This is a genomic window from Halomonas lysinitropha, from assembly GCF_902500215.1.
Taxonomy (GTDB): Bacteria; Pseudomonadota; Gammaproteobacteria; order Pseudomonadales; family Halomonadaceae; genus Halomonas; species Halomonas lysinitropha.
Genome location: NZ_CABVOU010000043.1, coordinates 147805 through 166950, shown reverse-complemented (window position 1 = coordinate 166950; position 19146 = coordinate 147805). Strand labels below are relative to the sequence as shown.

Annotated in this window: 15 protein-coding genes, 1 other RNA gene and 1 pseudogene; 12 read left to right on the top strand and 5 right to left on the bottom strand. The window is 65.2% G+C overall.

What is annotated here, in order from left to right; genetic code table 11:
- Positions 1-1459 (bottom strand): DNA polymerase III subunit gamma/tau (gene dnaX / locus HALO32_RS15675; protein WP_225810089.1); only part of this gene is annotated, 1459 nt, incomplete at its 3' end.
- 194 nt (positions 1460-1653) lie between these two features.
- The gene (locus HALO32_RS15670; RefSeq protein ID WP_151444825.1) at positions 1654-2565 is read right to left on the bottom strand and encodes a LysR family transcriptional regulator; all 912 of its coding nucleotides are present in this window, start codon (positions 2563-2565) and stop codon (positions 1654-1656) included.
- Positions 2566-2671: 106 nt separating this feature from the next.
- On the opposite strand from HALO32_RS15670, the gene HALO32_RS15665 reads away from it, so the two are divergent.
- The 9 genes from HALO32_RS15665 (at position 2672) to HALO32_RS15625 (ending at position 11009) form a co-directional block, all read left to right on the top strand.
- A complete protein-coding gene (locus HALO32_RS15665) occupies positions 2672-4048 on the top strand; it encodes an aminotransferase family protein (protein ID WP_151444824.1) in 1377 nt (458 codons plus the stop codon).
- Positions 4045-4746, top strand: coding sequence for a CoA transferase subunit A (locus tag HALO32_RS15660; RefSeq protein ID WP_151444823.1), 702 nt, complete (start codon positions 4045-4047; stop codon positions 4744-4746). The genes HALO32_RS15665 and HALO32_RS15660 overlap by 4 nt, the downstream gene beginning before the upstream one ends.
- Entirely contained in the window at positions 4736-5389 is a 654-nt protein-coding gene (locus HALO32_RS15655) for a 3-oxoacid CoA-transferase subunit B (protein ID WP_151444822.1), read from the top strand. Before HALO32_RS15660 ends, HALO32_RS15655 begins: the two co-directional genes overlap by 11 nt.
- A complete protein-coding gene (locus HALO32_RS15650; protein WP_151444821.1) occupies positions 5389-6672 on the top strand; it encodes an ArgE/DapE family deacylase in 1284 nt (427 codons plus the stop codon). Before HALO32_RS15655 ends, HALO32_RS15650 begins: the two co-directional genes overlap by 1 nt.
- Complete coding sequence (locus HALO32_RS15645; protein ID WP_151444820.1) at positions 6669-7859, top strand: acetyl-CoA C-acyltransferase; 1191 nt, start codon at positions 6669-6671, stop codon at positions 7857-7859. Before HALO32_RS15650 ends, HALO32_RS15645 begins: the two co-directional genes overlap by 4 nt.
- Before the next feature lie 121 nt (positions 7860-7980).
- Positions 7981-8784, top strand: a complete 804-nt coding sequence (locus HALO32_RS15640) for a transporter substrate-binding domain-containing protein (RefSeq protein ID WP_151444819.1) — start codon at positions 7981-7983, stop codon at positions 8782-8784.
- A gap of 77 nt (positions 8785-8861) precedes the next feature.
- Complete coding sequence (locus tag HALO32_RS15635; protein WP_151444818.1) at positions 8862-9518, top strand: amino acid ABC transporter permease; 657 nt, start codon at positions 8862-8864, stop codon at positions 9516-9518.
- 45 nt (positions 9519-9563) lie between these two features.
- On the top strand, positions 9564-10217 hold the full coding sequence (locus tag HALO32_RS15630; RefSeq protein WP_151444817.1) for an amino acid ABC transporter permease: 654 nt from the start codon (positions 9564-9566) through the stop codon (positions 10215-10217).
- Positions 10218-10229: 12 nt separating this feature from the next.
- On the top strand, positions 10230-11009 hold the full coding sequence (locus HALO32_RS15625) for an amino acid ABC transporter ATP-binding protein (protein WP_325063461.1): 780 nt from the start codon (positions 10230-10232) through the stop codon (positions 11007-11009).
- Between the two features lie 105 nt (positions 11010-11114).
- On the opposite strand, the pseudogene HALO32_RS15620 reads toward HALO32_RS15625, so the two are convergent.
- Positions 11115-11312, bottom strand: a pseudogene (locus tag HALO32_RS15620) (DUF533 domain-containing protein); the annotation flags it as partial.
- A gap of 528 nt (positions 11313-11840) precedes the next feature.
- On the opposite strand from HALO32_RS15620, the gene HALO32_RS15615 reads away from it, so the two are divergent.
- Positions 11841-12425, top strand: a complete 585-nt coding sequence (locus HALO32_RS15615; RefSeq protein ID WP_151444816.1) for a hypothetical protein — start codon at positions 11841-11843, stop codon at positions 12423-12425.
- A 99-nt stretch (positions 12426-12524) separates the two neighbouring features.
- Here HALO32_RS15615 and ffs read toward each other — a convergent pair.
- An RNA gene (gene ffs, locus HALO32_RS15610) (signal recognition particle sRNA small type) lies at positions 12525-12621 on the bottom strand.
- A gap of 245 nt (positions 12622-12866) precedes the next feature.
- Here ffs and HALO32_RS15605 point away from each other — a divergent pair.
- A complete protein-coding gene (locus HALO32_RS15605) occupies positions 12867-14885 on the top strand; it encodes a hypothetical protein (protein WP_151444831.1) in 2019 nt (672 codons plus the stop codon).
- Between the two features lie 6 nt (positions 14886-14891).
- Entirely contained in the window at positions 14892-15656 is a 765-nt protein-coding gene (locus HALO32_RS15600) for a TlyA family RNA methyltransferase (protein WP_151444815.1), read from the top strand.
- A 48-nt stretch (positions 15657-15704) separates the two neighbouring features.
- On the opposite strand, the gene mscK is transcribed toward HALO32_RS15600, so the two are convergent.
- Complete coding sequence (gene mscK / locus HALO32_RS15595) at positions 15705-19055, bottom strand: mechanosensitive channel MscK (protein ID WP_151444814.1); 3351 nt, start codon at positions 19053-19055, stop codon at positions 15705-15707.
- Positions 19056-19146 lie beyond the last annotated feature (91 nt).

Here is a 19146-nt window from a genome sequence, read left to right as displayed (position 1 = left end):
TGGTTGACCCCCCCCCCCCGGGGGGGGGGGGGGGGGGGCGGGGGGGGGGGGGGGGGGGGGGGGGGGGGGGGGGGGGGGGGGGGGGGGGGGGGGGGGGGGGGGGGGGGGCCGGGGGGGCCGCGGCGGGCGCGGGGGCCGGCCGGGCGGGCCGGGGGGGCGGCGTGGGCGGGGTTGGGGGTTTGGGAGGGGGAGACGGGGTCTCGTCGGCGACCTGGGGCGACGCCTGAGCGGGACGGGGAGACGGGCTCTCCTCGGGGACCGACCCGCCTTGTGCCGGCGTTTCGCCAGCAGGCGCCACACCCCCTGAAGCACCCTCACCGCGCAGGGGCAGCGGCGTCTGCGGGGGACGCGGCACGCCCTGGGGGCGGAAGGCCAGCATGCGCAGCAGGGTCATCTCCAGGGCGGTGCGCAGGTCCGGGGCATGTTCCATGTCGCCACGACCCTGGATGCCGATCTGGTAGTAGAGCTGGATATCCTCGGCGGTAAAGCGCGCGGCAAGCTGGAGCAGCGCCTCCCGGTCGCCATGGCCGTTATCCACGGCATCGGGCACCATCTGGGCGATCGCCAGGCGATGCAGCACGCCGGTGATGTCATCGAGTACCGCGGCAAAGTCCGGCCCCTGCTCGGCCAGGGTGGCCACCTCGGCCAGCAGCCGGGGGGCATCGACCGCGGCCAGGGCCTCGACCAGCCCCAGGACATGGCGATGGTCGAGAGTACCGAGCATCGCCGCCACGTCGGCATGATGCACCTCGCCCTGGCCAAAGGCGATCGCCTGGTCGGCAAGGCTCATGGCGTCGCGCATGGAGCCCTCGGCGGCCTTGCCCAGCAGCCAGAGGGCACTCTCCTCGAAGGTCACCTCCTCGGCTTCGAGTACCTTGGCCAGGTGGCCGACGATGCGCTCGGGCGGCATATGCTTGAGGGTGAACTGCAGACAGCGCGACAGCACCGTGGGCGGCAGCTTCTGCGGATCGGTGGTCGCCAGCAGAAACTTCACGTGCGGGGGCGGCTCCTCCAGGGTCTTCAACAGGGCATTGAAGCTGCTGGTGGAGAGCATGTGCACCTCATCGATGAGGTACACCTTGTAGCGCCCCTGGGTGGGGGCGTACTGGACGTTGTCGAGCAGCTCACGGGTATCTTCCACCTTGGTGCGCGATGCCGCGTCGACCTCGATCAGGTCCACGAAGCGACCCTCGTCGATGGAGCGACAGCTGTCGCACTCGCCGCACGGCGTCGAGGTCACGCCCGCGTCACCCTGGCCATTCGCCGTGCAGTTCAGGCACTTGGCCAGGATCCGCGCCAGGGTGGTCTTGCCCACCCCGCGGGTGCCGGTGAACAGGTAGGCGTGGTGCAGCCGCCCCTGATCCAGGGCATTGACCAAGGCGCGCTGGACATGCTCCTGGCCGACCAGTTCATGAAAGGTACGCGGTCGCCACTTGCGGGCCAGAACCTGATAGCTCATGCAGCGCGGGATCCTTGCGGTAAAACGAAAAACAGCGATGGGGTGACGGATGCCGGGGGCCTGCACTGACCGGGTCCGATGCCCGACTTCAAACACTCATTCTAGCGACCGGGGCGCCCCGCGGGAAGCAACGCCGCTCGAGACGCTCGGCAAAACGCTGGGCATGCCCTCCTCACCGAGCATTCTGGTGACCCTCAACCGGGATACTCTTTCAACAACTCCCGACCACAGGCCCGGATGAACTCCAGGGCCCGAGCATGCTTCCAGTCCTCGCGATAGACCAGACCGAAGCTGAAGTCGATCTCGGGGGTAAACGGCAACACCACCACGCCGTCTCGCTGAGAAAGCTGGTCGGTGGCAGTGATCGGATTCATCACGCTGACACCGACGCCATTGGCCACCAGGGCGGTAATGGCCCCGATATTGGCCTCGGTCTTGCCGCCGATATGGATACCGTGGGTGGTAGCAAGGTTAAGCAGCGGGTCGGCGCCGACATTGGGCTGGTTACTGATTACCAGATACTGGTCCTCGAGATCACCGATGTTCACCGCCGTCCTGGTTGCCAGGGGATGGCCCCTGGGAACCAGACAGCGGGCATGAGTGGTCAGCCACTCCTCTACCCGCAGCTGGCGGGAGGTGACCGGTAGCGTGACGAAGCCGATGTCGGCATGACCAGACTCGACCTCCCGTAACACGTCGTGGCTCGACATCATGTCGAAACTGATGCTGAACCCGCGGTTATCCTCGAGCAAGGCGGCAACCAGTCGGGGCACGAAACCGAAGGCCAGGCCGGGGATCGCGGCGATCCGCAACCGCGAGGTGCCAAACTCCTTGAGGGCCAGGACGCTGTGACGAAGCTCATCGATATTGCCCATCAACCGCAGGATCTCCTCATAGAGCTCCCGCGCTTCCGGGGTCGCCACCAGACGGTTCTTCTCGCGCAGGAACAGCTCAAGCCCCAGGTTCTGTTCAAGCTGGGAGAGGGAACGGCTGACCCCCGACTGGGTGATGCCCAGCGTCCTGGCTGCCTGCGAGGCGCTCCCTGCCTCGAACAGGGTCTTGAAGATCGCCAGCGCCTTCAGCGAATGAATGTTGACATCAGGCATGACTCAAACTCATCGCATACAGTAAAAACATCATATATTGAAATAATTTGCCGCCACTACCTAGACTGTTGCTATCCGCCCCGCACAACAATAATGGATCGACAAGATGAAGGGTTCCCCCTTGTTCTACCAGGCCGGCCCCGCGCTGCCGGAAATCAGCCACGGGAATGGCATATTCCTGTGGGACCAACACGGCAAGGAATACCTCGACGGCTGCTCCGGCGCCATCTCTTGCAACCTCGGCCACGGCCGGCAGGATATTCGCAATGCCATGCTGATCCAGCTCGACCGCGTCGCCTTCACCTACCGCACCCAGTTCGAGAATGCCCCGGCCGTCTCTCTGGCCCATGCGCTGGTCGACATGACGGAGGGCCTGCTGGAGAAGGTGTTCCTCGTCTCCAGTGGCTCTGAAGCCGTGGAATCGGCGCTCAAGCTGGCCCGACAGTATTTCGTCGCCACCGGCGAGCCACAGCGGTATCGCTTCGTCTCCCTGCGGCCCTCCTACCACGGCAGCACCCTGGGGGCGCTGGGCGTCACCGGCTATCACCCCCTGGAGGCGCCTTTCACCGACCTCACCCACGCCTCCCTGAAGTTGCCGGGACCTGACTTCTACCGCCACCAGGACGCCGACGACGACACCCACGTCGACCGGTTGCTGACCGAAGCTCGTGCGGCCATCGAGGCCGCCGGCACCGAATCGATCATCGCCTTCGTACTGGAGCCCATCGGCGGCGCCAGCACCGGCGCCCGGCTCCTGGGCAAGCGCTACCTGAAGGGCATCCGTTCGCTGTGCGACGAATTCGGCTGTCTGCTGATCCTCGACGAGGTGCTCACCGGTGTGGGTCGCACCGGCACCTGGTTCGCCTGGCAACACTACGGCGTCGTCCCCGACCTGCTGGTCACCGCCAAGGGGCTGGGCGCCGGCTACTACCCGGTGGGGGCGCTGCTGACACGTGACGACATCGTCACCGAGGTGATGGCCAGCGGCGGCTTTCAGCATGGCCACACCTACGCCGGCAACCCGCTGGCCTGTGCCACAGGCCTCGCGGTGATCGAAGCGATCCGCCGCGAGCGGCTGCTGGAGAACACCCGGGCGCGCGGTGAACAGCTTGAGACCGGCCTGCGGGCGCTGGCCGAGCGCTACCCCTGGGTCGGCCATGTCCGCGGCCTCGGCCTGCTGTGGGGTGTGGAACTGGTCGCCGACCCCACTACCCGCCGCCCCTTCCCCGCCGAGCAGAACCGTTTCGCCCAGATCACCGCCCTGGCCAAGGAGGAGGGCCTGTTGATCTATCCCCGCCGCACCCTGGACGGCATGGCCGGCGACCACTTCCTCGTCACCCCGCCGCTGACCATCCGCGCCGAGGAGGTGGAAACGCTGCTCGAGCGCCTGGATCGCGCCCTGGCGCGCTTCGACCGGTCGCTGGCCGAGGAGACCGGGGCCGCTGCTGCCGCTGCCCGACCGTCGGAGGTCCGCTCGTCATGACGCTGCTCACCGAAAAAGTCCGCGACCTCGAGACGGCGGTGGCCGCCATCCCCGAGGGGGCGACGATCATGGTCGGCGGCTTCGGCTCGCCGGGCACCCCTTTCGCGCTACTCGACGCCCTGCTGGCAAGTGGCCAGGGCGGGCTCACCCTGATCAAGAACGACGCCAACGAGCCCGGCATCGGCATCGGCAGGCTGATCGAGGCCGGACGTGTCCGACGGCTGATCACCTCGCACTTGGGGCTCAACCGCACCGCCATCGAGGCGATGAATGCCGGGCGACTCGAGGTGCGCTTTCATCCCCAGGGCCTGCTCGCCGAGAAGATACGCTGCGCCGGCGCCGGCCATGGCGGCTTTCTCACCGACATCGGCCAGGGCACCGAGATCGCCGAGGGCCGCCAGGAGATCGAGATCGACGGCCGCATCTGGGGCATCGAGCCGGCTCTGCAAGCCGACTTCGCTCTGGTGCATGCCGAGCGGGCCGATCGCTACGGCAATCTGATCTATCGCGCCACCGCCAGCAACTTCAATCCGCTGATGGCCATGGCCGCCGAGCAGGTGATCGCCCAGGCCTACCTCCTCGACGCGCCCGGTGAGTTGCCCATCGACGCCATCCATACCCCCTGCGCCTTCGTCAGCCAGGTGGTACAGGTCGAGCGAGCCACCAGTGAACAGGGAGTGCGCCCCCATGGCCTCTGAGTCACATCGTATCCTGGCCCGGGCCGCCCGGGAGGTGATCCCCGGTCAGATCGTCAACCTCGGCATCGGCCTGCCGACGCGCCTCTTCCACTACCTGCCCGACGAGATGGAAGTGCTGGTGCACTCGGAGAACGGCGTGCTGGGCTGCCGCCCGCGGCGCGAGGGCGAGGCACCGGACCACGACATGATCGACTCCGGTGGGGCCTACATCACCACCCGCCCCGGCGCCAGCGTCTTCGACAGCGCCACCTCCTTCGCCATGATCCGGCGCAGCCGGGTCGACCTCACCTTCATGGGTGCCTTCGAGGTCGACCGGCTTGGCAACCTGGCCAACTGGAAGATCCCCGGCAAGTTCTCGCCGGGCATCGGCGGCGCCATGGAACTGGCCCAGAAGGTCAAGCGGCTGGTGGTGCTATGCTCCCACAACGACAAGCACGGCAATCCCAAGATCCTCGAACGCTGCCGCCTGCCGCTCACCGCCAGCCGCTGCGTGTCACGCATCATCACCGACAAGGCGGTGATGGATGTGACTCCGGCGGGGCTTGCCGTAGTGGAGATCGCCGAAGGTCTCGACCCCGAGAGCCTGCGCGGTGCCACCGAGGCGACGCTGATCATCGACGAGTCACGGCTGGGGAGGTTCTGATGCTGGACGACACGGAGAAGCGCATCGTCGCCGCCTGCGATGCGCTCATGGACGACACCCTGGCACTGACCCGCGACCTGGTGCGCGGCTACAGCGTGCTGGGCCAGGAGCACGGAGCGCTGGAGACCATGGAGGCCTGCCTCGACCGGCTGGGCCTGCCGGCGACCCGGGTGCCGCTGGACGCCCCGGGGTTTGCCGAGCACCCCCACCGTGTGCCCACCGAGTGGGCAAGCGCCGGGCGCTACAATCTGGTCTCGCGGCTCAACCCGGATGCCAGCGGCCCGCACCTGGTGTTCAACGGCCACCTGGACGTGGTGCCCGCCGAGCCCGTCGACATGTGGACCCGCCCGCCCTGGGAACCCTGGGAGCAGGACGGCTGGCTCTTCGGCCGCGGCGCCGGCGACATGAAGGCCGGCATCGCCGCCATGGTCATGGCGGTGCAGGCGGTACGCCAGGCTGGCGTGAGCATCGACTTCCCGCTGACCCTGCAGACGGTGATCGAGGAAGAGTGCACCGGCAACGGCGCCCTGGCCTGCCTGCATCAGGGCTACAGCGGCGACTTCGTGCTGATTCCCGAGCCCTTCGGCGCCCGGATCTACAGCGGCCAGGTGGGAGTGCTGTGGTTCCGCATGCGCCTGAACGGGGTGCCCGCCCATGTGCTGGACACCGCCTCCGGCAAGAACGCCATCGAGGCCCTGCAACAATACCTGCCGGCACTCAAGGCGCTGGAAGAGGAAATCAACGCCCTGCCGCGCCCGGCGCCCTATGAAGGCCACCCCCATCCCTTCAACCTGAGCATTGGTCGGGTGGAGGGCGGCAACTGGGCCTCCAGCGTGCCGGCCCACGCCATCCTCGAGGGACGCGTCGGCTTTCCGCCAGGCATGACCCCCGACGACGCCATGGAGCGGGTGTGCGAGACCATTGCCGCTCGCCATGCCGAGCTCGACGATGCTACCCCGGCGCCCCGGGTCAGCTTCCACGGCTTCCGCTCGGAGGGGCACCTGGTCGACCTCGATACCCCGGGCATCCGGCTGCTCTCGGCATGCCACGAGGCGCTGCTCGGCGAGCCGCCGGTCCACTACCTCTCCACCTGCACCACCGACCTGCGCGCCTTTCACGTTTCGGGCGAGATCAACGGCACCTGCTACGGCCCGGTGGCCCAGCACATCCACGGCGTGGACGAGTGCGTGGAGATCGACTCCATCCGCCACGTGCTGACCACCTACGCGCTCTTCATCCACCGCTGGGCGCGACTGACCGCCCCCCAGGAGCCGACCCCATGAGGGACGTCTATCTCGCCGACTATGCCCGCAGCGCCTTCACCCGCGCCCATCCCCGCAAGCCGGAGGTGGACGGCTGGGCCGATACTCGCGGCGACGCCCTGCTGGCTGCCGTGATCGACGCCCTGCTCGCGCGGGGCAACCTCGAGGGCGCCGCCGTGGAGGACCTCAGCGTCGGCTGCGCCCTTCCGGTCAAGGAGCAGTGGAGCTTCGGTGGGCGCTACCCGCTATGGCTCGCCGAACGCCTGGGTGAGCGGGGCCGCGGCTGTGCCAGCCGGCAGATCGACCAGCAGTGCGGCTCGGGGCTGGCGGCCCTGCGCAGCACCGCCCGCGAGATACAGGCGGGTGCCATCGAGACCGGTATCGCCGGCGGCGTCGAGAACATGACCCGGGTGCCCATGGGTCCGGCGCTGTTCAAGGAGGGGGTACTGACCAGCCCGGCCGGGCTGTGCAAGGCCCCATGGCTGGAGCTCGACGTGGCACTGAACATGGGCGTGACCGCCGAGCGCCTGGCCAAGACGGCGGGCATCGGGCGCGAGGCCATGGATGCCTTCGCCCTGGCCTCGCACCAGCGGGCCACCGCGGCCGATGCCGAGGGCCACTTCGATGGCGAGCGCCTGGCGCTGGCCAATGCCGCCGACGAAAGCATCGCCCGGGACGCCAACATCCGCGCCGACACCACGGCCGAGCGGCTGGCCGGACTCGAGCCGGTGTTCCTGGAAGGCGGCCGGGTGACCGCCGGCAACAGCTCTCCGCTGACCTCCGGTGCCGCCGCCGCCCTACTGATGTCCGAGGAGGCCCTGACGCGCCATGGCGCCACGCCCCTGGCCCGGGTGGTGGCCATCGCCGATTGCGGCGTCGCGCCGGAACAGATGGGCGCCGGAGCCGCGGCCGCCATCCGCCGTCTTCTGGAGCAGACCGGCCTGAACGTCAGCGATATCGATGCCTGGGAGATCAACGAGGCCTTCGCCGTGGTCCCGCTGCACGCCATGGGCGAGCTGGCGCTGGACCCCGAGCGCGTCAACGTCTGGGGCGGCGCCCTGGCGCTGGGCCATCCCCTGGGCGCCACCGGGGTCCGCCTTGCCGGAACCCTGGCACGAATTCTGCAAGCCAAAGGCAAGCGCTACGGCTGCGCGGCCGCCTGCATCGGCGGCGGCCAGGGCATCGCCCTGCTGCTCGAACGCGCATGAACCCCGCAGGCAGAACGTCCTGCACCTCGTCCACAAGCCACCCTCAGGAGGTAACCGCCAGAACCGCGAACGTCACCCACCAACCCTCGACCATACAACCTCACAACAAGCAGGCACTGACATGACACATCACAACACGCTTTTCCGTCGTTCCTTCATCGGCGCCCTGGCGCTGTTCGGCGCCATTTCCCTGGCCAGCTTGCCGGCCCAGGCTCGGGATCTTCCCGAGATTCGGGACGACGTCTTCCGGGTCGCCAACTCCGGCGCCTACCCGCCCTTCAGCTACGTGGATACGTCCGGCAACCTGATTGGCTTCGATGTGGATATCGCCGAAGCTGTGGCGGACAAGATGGGGGTCGAGGTGGACATCCAGACGTCGCCATGGAACGGCATCGTCGCTGCCCTGGCCGGCGGCCGTTTCGACGCCTGCATCTGCAGCATGAGCGCCACCGAGGAGCGCGAGAAGGCCGTCGACTTTACCGATCCCTACTACCACTCGGGTCTCTCCATCTGGGTGCGGGAAGACACCGATGACGTCAGCAGCATTGCAGACTTCGAGGGCAAGCGAGTCGGCTCCACTCTCGGGGAGACCGGCAATCAGTGGGCCACCGAGCAAGCCGAGGGAAGGTGGCGCAACCAGACCTTCCAGGGGCTGCCGGATATGCTCAATGCGCTCACCACCGGTCGCATTGACGTCATGGTCGCCGATGATATTCCCGTCTATGTCGCGCTCAACGAGGACGATATTGCCATCAAGCAGGTCGATGTGGGCGAACTGCCCCGCTTCCCGGCCGCCATCGCCGTCCAGAAAGGATCCCCGCAGCTCAAGGAGGCGCTCAACACGGCGCTGGCCGAGATCCGGGAGGACGGCACCTACCAGCAGATCGTCGACAGGTGGATCGGCCCAGGGGTCGAATTCAACTAACGGGATCGACACAGCAGGGCGCAAGCCCTGCTGTCCCGGCACCTTCCTGACAATACGACAACAAGATAGAAGGGATCATGGACATCAATCTGATGATCGACATCACGCCGTTGCTGGTGGAGGCGGCCTGGGTGACCGTGGATATCTCCGCGCGTGCCCTGTTCTTCGGTTTCTTCATTGCCTCGGCGCTGGTGGCATTGCGCACTTCACGAATCCCACCCGTTCGCTGGCTGGCCCGCGCCTATATCAGCGTGGTGCGCGGGACGCCCTATTTCGTACAGTTGCTACTGATATTCTACGGCGGGCCCGCCATCGGCTTACGCCTGGACCCCTTCACCTGCGGTGTGGTGGTCGGCGCCTTCAATATCGGGGCCTACATGAGCGAAGCCATGCGCGGCGCCATCGAGTCGGTGGACAGCGGGCAGAACGAGGCATCTCGCTCCCTGGGCTTCGGTCGGCTGGCGACCCTGCAGCACATCATCATGCCCCAGGCGGCTCCCCTGATGATCCGTTCGATCGGGGTGCTGGCCATCATTCTGGTCAAGAATTCCTCGCTGGTATCGATCATCTCGGTGGTCGAACTCACCTACCAGGCCCAGCGGCTGATCGGCTCCACCTACAAGCCCCTGGAAGTCTTCATGCTCAGCGCCCTGATGTACATCGTCATCATCTATGCGGTCATGGGCATCGTGGAGTTCCTCTATCGACGGGCCACGCGCTACACCTTCCTGTAACACTTGCCGGGCGCCTTGCCGGGCCACAACAACCAGGATAGCCCCATGGAATTCGATTTCAGCCCCGTCATCGACTACTGGCCCACTCTGCTTCAGGGCGTCGGCGTCACCCTGCTGATCGGCGTCGCAGTCGCCGTGTTTTCGGTGATCGGCGGCCAGATCGTGGCGGTCATCACGCTGTATACCCGCAAGGTGGTGAACTGGCCGCTGCGCTTCTTCATCTGGCTTTTCATGACCACACCGCTGCTGCTGCAGCTGTATTTCCTCTATTTCGGTATTGGCGAGTGGATACTCATACCGGCGATCGTGGTGGGGGTTCTGGGCCTGGGCTTTCACTACATGGCCTATAACGCCGATATCTTCATTGCCACCATCAAGTCGGTCTCGAGCGGCCAGTACGAGGCATCTCGCTCGCTGGGATTCGGCCACCTCAGGACGCTACTCTATATCATTGTTCCGCAGGCTTTCTATCGCGCCCTGCCCCAGCTAAGCAACAACATGATCATCATGGTCAAGGATATCTCGGTGCTGTCGGCCATCGGTATCGGCGAAATGGTCTATGCCTCGCAGTACGCCATCAGCGTGACCTTCCGCCCCTTCGAGTTCTACATCACCATCGCCGCCATCTACTACCTGATCAATCTGATGATGGAGGCCGGCCAGACGTGGATCGAGCGTCGTGCCGCCTATCGCAGCTAACAAGGACAACACATGACTCAGACAACAGAGACCCCGATGGTCGAGCTTAAGGGAGTCAAGAAACGCTTCGGTGACCTGGAGGTGCTCAAGGGGATCGACCTCAGCGTAGATCGCGGCAAGATCATCTCCATCATCGGCCCGTCAGGCTCGGGAAAGAGCACCCTGCTGCGCTCGGTGAATAACCTGGAAGTGATCGACGAGGGCACTATCCTGCTGGACGGCGTTCAGGTCAATCGGCCCGACTTGAAGGGCCTGGCCTACGAGAAGCACATCAACCATATCCGCCAGAACATGGGCATGGTGTTCCAGCACTTCAACCTGTTTCCGCACCTTTCGACACTGGACAACGTGACGCTGGCGCCCAGAAAGCTAAAGGGAATGAAGGCCAGTGACGCTCGGGCGCTGGGCATGGAACTGCTTGAGCGCGTGGGCCTGGCGGACAAGGCCCAGGTCTACCCGAGCGCACTCTCAGGGGGCCAGAAGCAGCGCGTGGCCATTGCCCGGGCGCTGGCCATGCGGCCCAAGGTCATGCTGTTCGACGAGGCCACCTCGGCGCTCGACCCCGAACTGGTCGAGGAGGTCAACCTGGTCATGAAGGGACTGGCCGAGGAGCATATGACCATGCTGATCGTCACCCACGAGATGACCTTTGCGCGGGACGTCTCCGACTGGGCGATGTTCATGGATGGCGGCGTGGTGGTCGAGGCCAACACCCCCGAGCACCTGTTCAGCCATCCCGACCAGGAGCGCACCCAACACTTCCTGCGCAAGCATCTGGGGGCGCAGGCCTGAGATGGAGCGATGCTTACCATCAAGCGCCTGCTGCATGCCGTAGCTGACCATCCGTCGTGGGCGCCTGGTGCAACTTCCGCGCCCTCGCCGTGATATGGGTCTGCCTCAAGCCCCCAGCACCTGGCGTTCGATCTCCTGCCTCATGCCCTCATCCAGCCCCAGCGCACCCCCCAGCTGGTCGAGCCAGGCCCGCTCCATGGGATTCTGGTCGTCGATCACCGCCACGCTGATCAGGTACATCTCGCGGGCGGCCTGGGGAGAGTCCGCCTGCCGGGCCAGCGCCTCGGCACCCAGCGGCGCCTCGAAGGAGAGGCTATCGATCACCCCCTGGACATCCAGGCCACCGCCCGACTGGCCGCTACCCTGCCGACCACTGCCGGCCTGCATCATGATCTGGTCCAGAATACGGCTCGCATTCATGGTGGTTCGCTCCCGGTCACATGCTGGAAAGAAACTGAAGAAGCGCCCGATGGCGTCCAGTCAGACGAGATTAGCACCCCTCGTCGCAAGGGACGAACCAAGGGAACGCTGCGGTCAGGATCACGCGACGGCATGAACTGCATCGTGGGCAATGCAGCGACTGACTAAAGAGCGATGAACCGGGGGCAATTTCCTAGCGCGATAGGGGACAGGATGGCCTACGCTCTAGGTGAATGTCGCCGCCAGGTCAATTTACTGGCCGGAAATTTCGCACTATCAGCGTCACGGAGGTTCTCTCGCGCGGAGTAATTAGCTCATACCCGACCTTGGGTTCATAGAAACAAAAAAATAATGAACCTCTTCGCTGCCCCCCACGACCTACGGGTGAGACCAATAAATCGAGGAAGCATTATGTTCACAAGAAGAACGAAAAAATCAATCGCGGTAATAACGTTGCTGGGTGTCTCTCTGCCACTTGTGGCTGCAGCAGATTCGCACACAAAACAGCGGATCGCCGTAGAAAGGGCGGATTCGCAGATAAGGCAGCGATCACCCGCAGAAGTGGAACGGTTACCCGCCGAAGCGAATCGCTTGCGCGTGCCCGCAGGAAGCGGCGCGGCCGTGGACTTCGACCGTTGTGCAAATGTCATTACGCTCTCAAATAGTAATGAGCGCTATCACTGGATACAAATGGACATGGATGTCAGCCAGAGATTTTACAACGACGCCATCAATGCCGGCTATTCTGTTAGCGGACCCGCGAACCAAATGTACTCACAAATCCCGGCCAGTTTTGTTCAGCAACAAGAGACACAGTATTGCAACAACTATATCGATCCCGCTGGTTTTCCACACCATATCTCTAAAAATCGCACCTGTAGTCTGAGCTTGCACCCCGTAGCAACGCTGAAATACTCCGGCTGTTATCTGAAAAGCAGCACGCGGAAACGCAACATATTCGGACATCAGTCTCAGGAGCTTAATCGGTTGCCTTGAAGGCGAGCTTGGAGTCCGTCTCAGGCGCTGCACTTATTGCTTGAATTCAGGGATGACAGAGGGAAGAGCCGGTCTCGCCTACACCAGAAAGGGAGGCGGCCCCGACAGCCACATCCCGGCACACGCGTCCACCACTACCGTTGCTCCCTTCCGGGCCTGGCGGGGTTTGCGGTCTAGCGTTGCGGGAGGACCGACGGGGCCACCACAGCAAGATGCCTGAGGCATCGTTGGCCCGACGCTGATAAAGCTGTCATCGAGCGGGGCGCACTATATCAATGCCTGGTCCTGACCACAAGGGGCGTGGCACTCGATCCGACTGGCCGGCGCCAACAACTCGGTCCGACTCGAGAACATCGGAGAGCTTGATTTCTACGGCGGGTACAGGCGTCATGGACACTGACAGCCTGACGACAAGGAGTCGGCGTGATCACGCCTGGACAAATGCAAGACGCCCGTACGACGCCACTGGCCAGCGGCGAACTCACCGGTTTGCTCGAGAAGCTCGACGAGGCCATCACCTTGCTGGCCGAGGCACCCGTGTTCGCCAAGCCGGACATTCTTCCCAGAGTCTTCGATACCGCCCAGCGGGTCATGTTGCAGGAGGGCGGTTGTGAAGCCGTCGAGCAGCGAGCCAGGGGTCTCGAGCAGGCGGGGGTCTTCCTGGGCTCCGATTGGGCGACCCCCCAATATCTGGTGCCGTCGCTCACCACCCACGCGTTGAAGAGTGCCGATCCCAATGTGGTGGTAATCGAGGCGATCAGTGAGCTGCGCATTCTCGCCGTTGCCAAGGGGGTGTATCTCCATCCCTTGCTTTCCGAGGAGCAGGCCCACCATTACCTGACCCAGGTGATGGCGCTCAACCTCTGGCTACTCTTCGGCGCCCCTACCGAGGCCGAGCGAGAAACCCAGGGGCGTCTGGCACAGGTTCCCCGCCACCTGTTCCACCACCTGGCCGAACGCATCGGCTATGAGCATGTCATCGATCGCCTGATCGACGAGATCTGGCGAATCCTGCAGCAGCGTCCGATCCAGGTCGATACGATCAAGCAGATGATCACCCAGATCGCTGTCTGCCAGGCCAATCCGGAGATTGACCTGGGAACCAGCGGCCATGGCGCCGACCGCCTGGTCAGTTCTCTGTATGGGCCCACCCATGCGTGTCGCGAAGACCCCGGCATCGACACCTACCGCGAGCGCCTGTCGAGCATGGACAGCGGCGCCCTGCAGTACGAGGCAACCGGCTTCGCCAGGGCCATGCACGACACCAGCCTGGTCTCGCCCTATCACGCTGTCCTGTTGCGCTATCTCCTCGACCACGGTGACCACCTGCTGGCCGAGGCACTGGGACTATCGTCCACCGGGCGGGACTGTCTGCTGTGTTATCGCGAACTGGTCCACGCCCTGATTCGCGGTGCGGTGTATCCCACTACACCCCAGGCGGTCTACGGCCTGGCGTTGATGCTCGAGCGCGGCATCCTCTATCAGCCGCCCGTGGCTCCGGCGATGTGGCGCCAACTGGGGCTGAGGCTCTCGGACTGGTCGGAGACGAGGCTCAACCTGGCCTACGGCGACAGCACCTCTCCACGGGCCCGGCTGCTGGAGGGGGTGCTGTGCATGCTCGGCCTGCCGTTGGGCGTGGGACAGGGCAACAACCCGACCTGTCAGTCCGCCCGCGCACTCTCCATGTGGGCCTACAACGACCCGGACTACCTGCTGCAGATGGTGACCTGGGCGGCCCGCGACGACGAGATCATCATGCATTTCGAAGGCCAGCCGATCTCTTCGATGGAGAGTCGTGGCGGTGTGGCCCAGAACATGCCCATGGACCTCGACCCGGTATCGTTGATCGTGGTGCCACACCTGGACCGTATCTACGCCGAGATGGGCCGGCGCTGCATCGAACGTGAGGGTGACCCTCATCGCTGGGTCAATCCGGAATTCCACGGCTGGTGGTCGGGTCGCGGCTTTCGCATCAACGTCGACGTAGCCACCGGCCAACTTCACGAACTGGACGACTTCCTGCGCCACTTCTATGCCAGCTATCACCCCTACTACAATGGCAACCAGCCGCTGATTCATCCCCAGCCGGCGGGCATCGCCGTGACCGACAGTGTGGCCCGCTTCATCGGCTGGCATGCCATCACGATGCTGCGCGTCACACTCGACCCCGGCGATACCATGCGTGTCTACTTCTACAATCCCAACAACGACAGCGGCCAGGACTGGGGCGACGGTATCGAGGTGAGCACCGCCGGTCACGGCGAGCGTTTCGGTGAATCCTCGCTGCCCTTCGAGCAGTTCGCCTCGAGGCTCTATATCTTCCACTATGACCCGCTGGAGCGAGGGGAGCTCGCCAGGATCACCCAGGAAGAGCTCGATCGAGTGACCGGTTATATCCACCGCAGTTGGGGGGCCGACCGCCTCCCGCCCCAGGACCTGCAAGCCGATAAAGGGCCGTAGAAGGTAATGCCGCGACTCGACCAACTGCTCGTCACCCAGGGCCTGGCCCGCTCGCGCACCCGTGCCCAGCGGCTGATCCGCCACGGCCGCGTACGTCTGGCCGATGGCGGCACGGCATTGAGGAAGCCTGGCGAGAAGCTACCCGAGACGACGCGTCTTGAGGTGGATGACGATCCCGAGGAGCGCTACGTGTCACGGGCGGGACTCAAGCTGGCAGCGCTTATCGAAACACTCGGCCTGGATCTTTCCGGCAAGCTGATACTCGATGTCGGCCAGTCCACCGGCGGCTTCACCGACTGCGCCCTGCGCGCTGGTGCCCACCATGTGATCGGCGTAGACGTCGGCCATGCCCAACTTGACCCGGCGCTGCGCGACGATTCCCGCGTGACTTGCCTGGAAGGGCTCAACGCACGCGCCATGGCGGGCGACCCCCGGCTGCGGAGGGCTTTCGATGCCCTGGCGACCGGCGGCCCAGACCTGGTCGTGATGGATGTTTCCTTTATCTCCCAGACCCTGATCCTGCCCGACCTCGCGGCCTTGATGCCGACAGGCGGCGAGCTACTGAGCCTGGTCAAGCCGCAGTTCGAGCTCGGCCCGGACGGCGTCAATGCCCGTGGCCTGGTGACCGACCCCAGTCGCTACAGCGAGGTGGAAACGCGCCTTCGCGACTGCTGCAACGGGCTCGGTTTCGAGGTCCTGCACTGGCAGCCGAGCCCCTTGCTTGGCGGTGACGGCAACCGTGAGTACCTGATCTACGCCATAAAACGCTGATATCACCACCCACCGTCGCGCGGCCCCTCCATTCCCGAGGCTTCCCGCTTAACGTCCGGCGTCGCCCCCGCCAGCGTCACCACCATCGAAATCGCCCGGGTCACCACCGGCGCCGGGCGCGGGATGCTCGGGGGGAATCACCGGGCCGGGGGTAACACTCTGGACGCGGCTTGCCTCGCCGGGACGGTGCAGCCAGACATCCAGCTGGTTGAAGGCGATATCGAGGCCGTGCTCGGCGAACAGCTCCCCGATCCGGCAGTTGATCTCGTCGGTGGCGAAGAGCCGATCGCCCAGGCTATTGACGAAGACGCGCAGCTCGAAATCCAGGGTGCTATCGCCGTAGCTCATGAAGAATACCTCAGGACCGGGCTCCGCCAGCACCCGCGGGTTTTCATCCGCGGCCTGGCGCAGCAGGCGATGCACCAGGCGATGATCCGAGCCGTAGGCGACCCCGTAGTTGAGCACCACCCGCGTGACTGTGTCGGAGAGTGACCAGTTGATCAACTGGTCGGTGATGAAGGTCTTGTTGGGGATGATGATCTCCTTGCGGTCGAAATCGGTCACCGTGGTGGCACGAATGCGGATCTTGCTCACCGTGCCGGTGAGGTTCCCCAGCGTGATGGTGTCGCCGATGCGCACCGGCCGCTCGAAGAGGATGATCAGCCCCGAGACGAAATTGGCAAATATCTCCTGCAGGCCGAAGCCCAGCCCCACGCCCAAGGCCGCGACCAGCCACTGCAGCTTGCCCCAGGAGACCCCCAAGGTCCCCAGTGCAGCCACCACCCCGCCGCCGACGATGGTGTAGGCGAGCAGCGAACTGATGGCATAGGCACTGCCCTGCTTGAGCTCCAGGCGTGAGAGCACCATGACCTCGAGCAGGCCCGGCAGGTTACGCGCCATCATCATGGTCAGCACCACCAGCAGCAGCGCCGTGATGATGTCGGCCACCGAGAGCATGCTGGCGACCGTCTGGCCCTCGCCGGGCTCGAGCAGAGTGACCCTTTCCAGGTAGCTGAAGACGGAGAGCAGGTCGGACCACACCAGATAGAGCACCAGGAGAAAACCGATCAGCAGGATCAACTTGGAGAGGCGCAGCGACTGGTGATTGACCTGCTCCATGTCCAGGGGGGGCTCCTCGACCACCTCCAGACTACCTTCGGCGCCCTCCTGGGCATGGGCCTTTTGCCGCGCCAGGGCCCGACGAAAGGCCAGTCGACGGGCCGCCACCGCCAGGCCACGGATCACCGTGGCTTCCACCAGGACCCACAGGCCCAGCAGGTAGAGGGTGATCACGAAGCGTCCCAGCAAGCTGAGGGCCGTATACTCGTAGCCATAGATGATCAGTCCGGCCAGCACCAGCGGGACCATCGCGATGGCCAGACCCAGCACCAACCGGAACAGCTTGATCCCGAAGAAGGGCACATGGGCCAGGATCAGCCTGGCCAGCACCAGGCTCATGGCCAGCAGGCCAACCAGCAGCAGGCCCAGGGCCAGCGGCCGCTGGATCAGCTCGATCGACGCCCCCCTGGCCAGAGGGCCGATCAACAGCACCGGCACCAGGGCCACCCCCAGCCACAACAGCCACCAGCGCAGGGCCGCGGCATAGCCTTGCGGCCAGGAAAAGTGGCGCGTGGCCACCCCGCCCTGAAACAGCAGGTTGCGTGCCCAGGCAATCACGGCCCAGGCCAGGGCCAGATGCAGCAGCGCATGCCCGAAACCCCGCGCCACCCCGTCGTAGCCCGCCAGCAGGGCCAGGGCCGCAGACAGCAGGCACAGCGGGCCAGGAAAGGCCAGCAAGGCATTGAGCGCCATCGCCAGGGGCGTATGGCCCTGGGAATCCTGCTTGAGATAGCCAACCTCCTGATGCAGGCGCGACAGTCGCGTACGCAACGTCCGCCGCAGCGCGAGCAGTCCCAGGGCCACCAGCAGCACCGGCAGGCTGAGCAGCGCCCGGGCATCGGGTAGCCGCCAGTTCACAGGCAATGCGGCGCGCCACTCGCCCCCGCGCCACTCCTTGGCGAGGTTTTCCGGCAAGTTGCCCAGCCATGCCAGCCCTAGCGGCGGGTTGTTGGCGATCCAGAAAAGCTGTTCATCGATGGTGGCACGCAGCGCCTGGCTGGTGGCCAGCAGCTGCTGCTGGTTGAGCTGCAGGTCGATGGCGGCACTGAGCATCTCCCCGTAGGCCTGCTCCAGCTGGTTCACCAGCTCGCGACGGGCCTGGTAGAGGTTGAGCAGCGAATCGATCAGGGCGGGCGAAGCCTCGGCATCGGCCTCCTCGATCCGTCGACGTGCCAGCTTTTCACCTTCGCGTAGCTGGTCGAGCTGGCGTCCAAGATCGAACTGCTTGAGCCGCAGATCGGCGATCTCATCCTTCAGGCCGCGCTGCACATCTACCCGCGGCAGCGTCTGGCGCTGCTCGCGCAGGATGCGTGCCAGCAGGATGCTGCCGCGAATGGCATCGATCTGTTCGTTGAGGCTGCTCTGCAGCTGACGTACCCGGTCGAACTGGCGACGTACCTCGAGGCCTTCCCGAGCCAGACTGTTGGCCCGCTCGGTGGCACGCAGCAGCTCCAGACTCAAGGAATGGTTGATCTCCCGTGCCTGGCGTACCACCGGGTGTCCGATGACCCCATCCCCCTCGTCGCTGACCGCCTCAGCGATGGCCTGCACGGACTCCTCGCGTCGGCGGCTGTCGATGATGCCCTGGAGGATGGTCAGCCGAGTCTCCTGGCTGGCCACCTGGCGTTCAAGAAGGTCGCGATATTCCTGGTCCAGCTCTCGCAGGCGGGTATTGGTGGCCAGTTCACGCTGATGAAGCAGCAGGGTCTGCTCGGCCAGTTCCCGCTCGATGCGAAGTTGCCAGCGCCGTGGATCATCCTCGGCCACCTGGCCATCGGCAAGTTCCTCCAACCGACGTCGACTCTCCTCGGCTTTCTGCATGGCCTCGCCAATGGCCTGCTGGGCCCGTTCCGGAAGCGTCTGGGCACTCAGCAACCGCGCCGAAACTTCGGCCAGGCGATTCTGGGAGCTCGACAGCGCCTCCTGGGCCTCCTGACGGCGCTCCTCCAGGGCCTCGAGGGAGAGGGTCTCCAGTTCGTCGAGGTTCTCCTGCGGGTCCGTCCGCTCCATCCGGCGCAGCTCCCGCTGCACGCGGTCGAGCTCCTCGGGCGCCTCCTCGACGCGCGCCTCGAGGCGGGACAACTCCTCCCTGACCGACGCCAGCCGCTGAAGCGCCTCGAGGGCCGCACTCAATGCCTCGATATCGCGCTGTACCGCGTCACTGGCCGTCGCACCCTCGGCCGGCTGGCGCTCCTCCAGCCGCAATTCGATCTCTTCGCGTGAGGGCAGAACCTGGGAGGGCTCCGGTTGAGGTACGACGTCCTGAGCCAGCGCAGGCATCGCAATCACCAGCCATCCCAGCCAGCACAGGAGAGTGAGTTTCAAGGCGGGCCGGAAGGCAAGACAACGATGACAGTAAGGTAAATGGGCA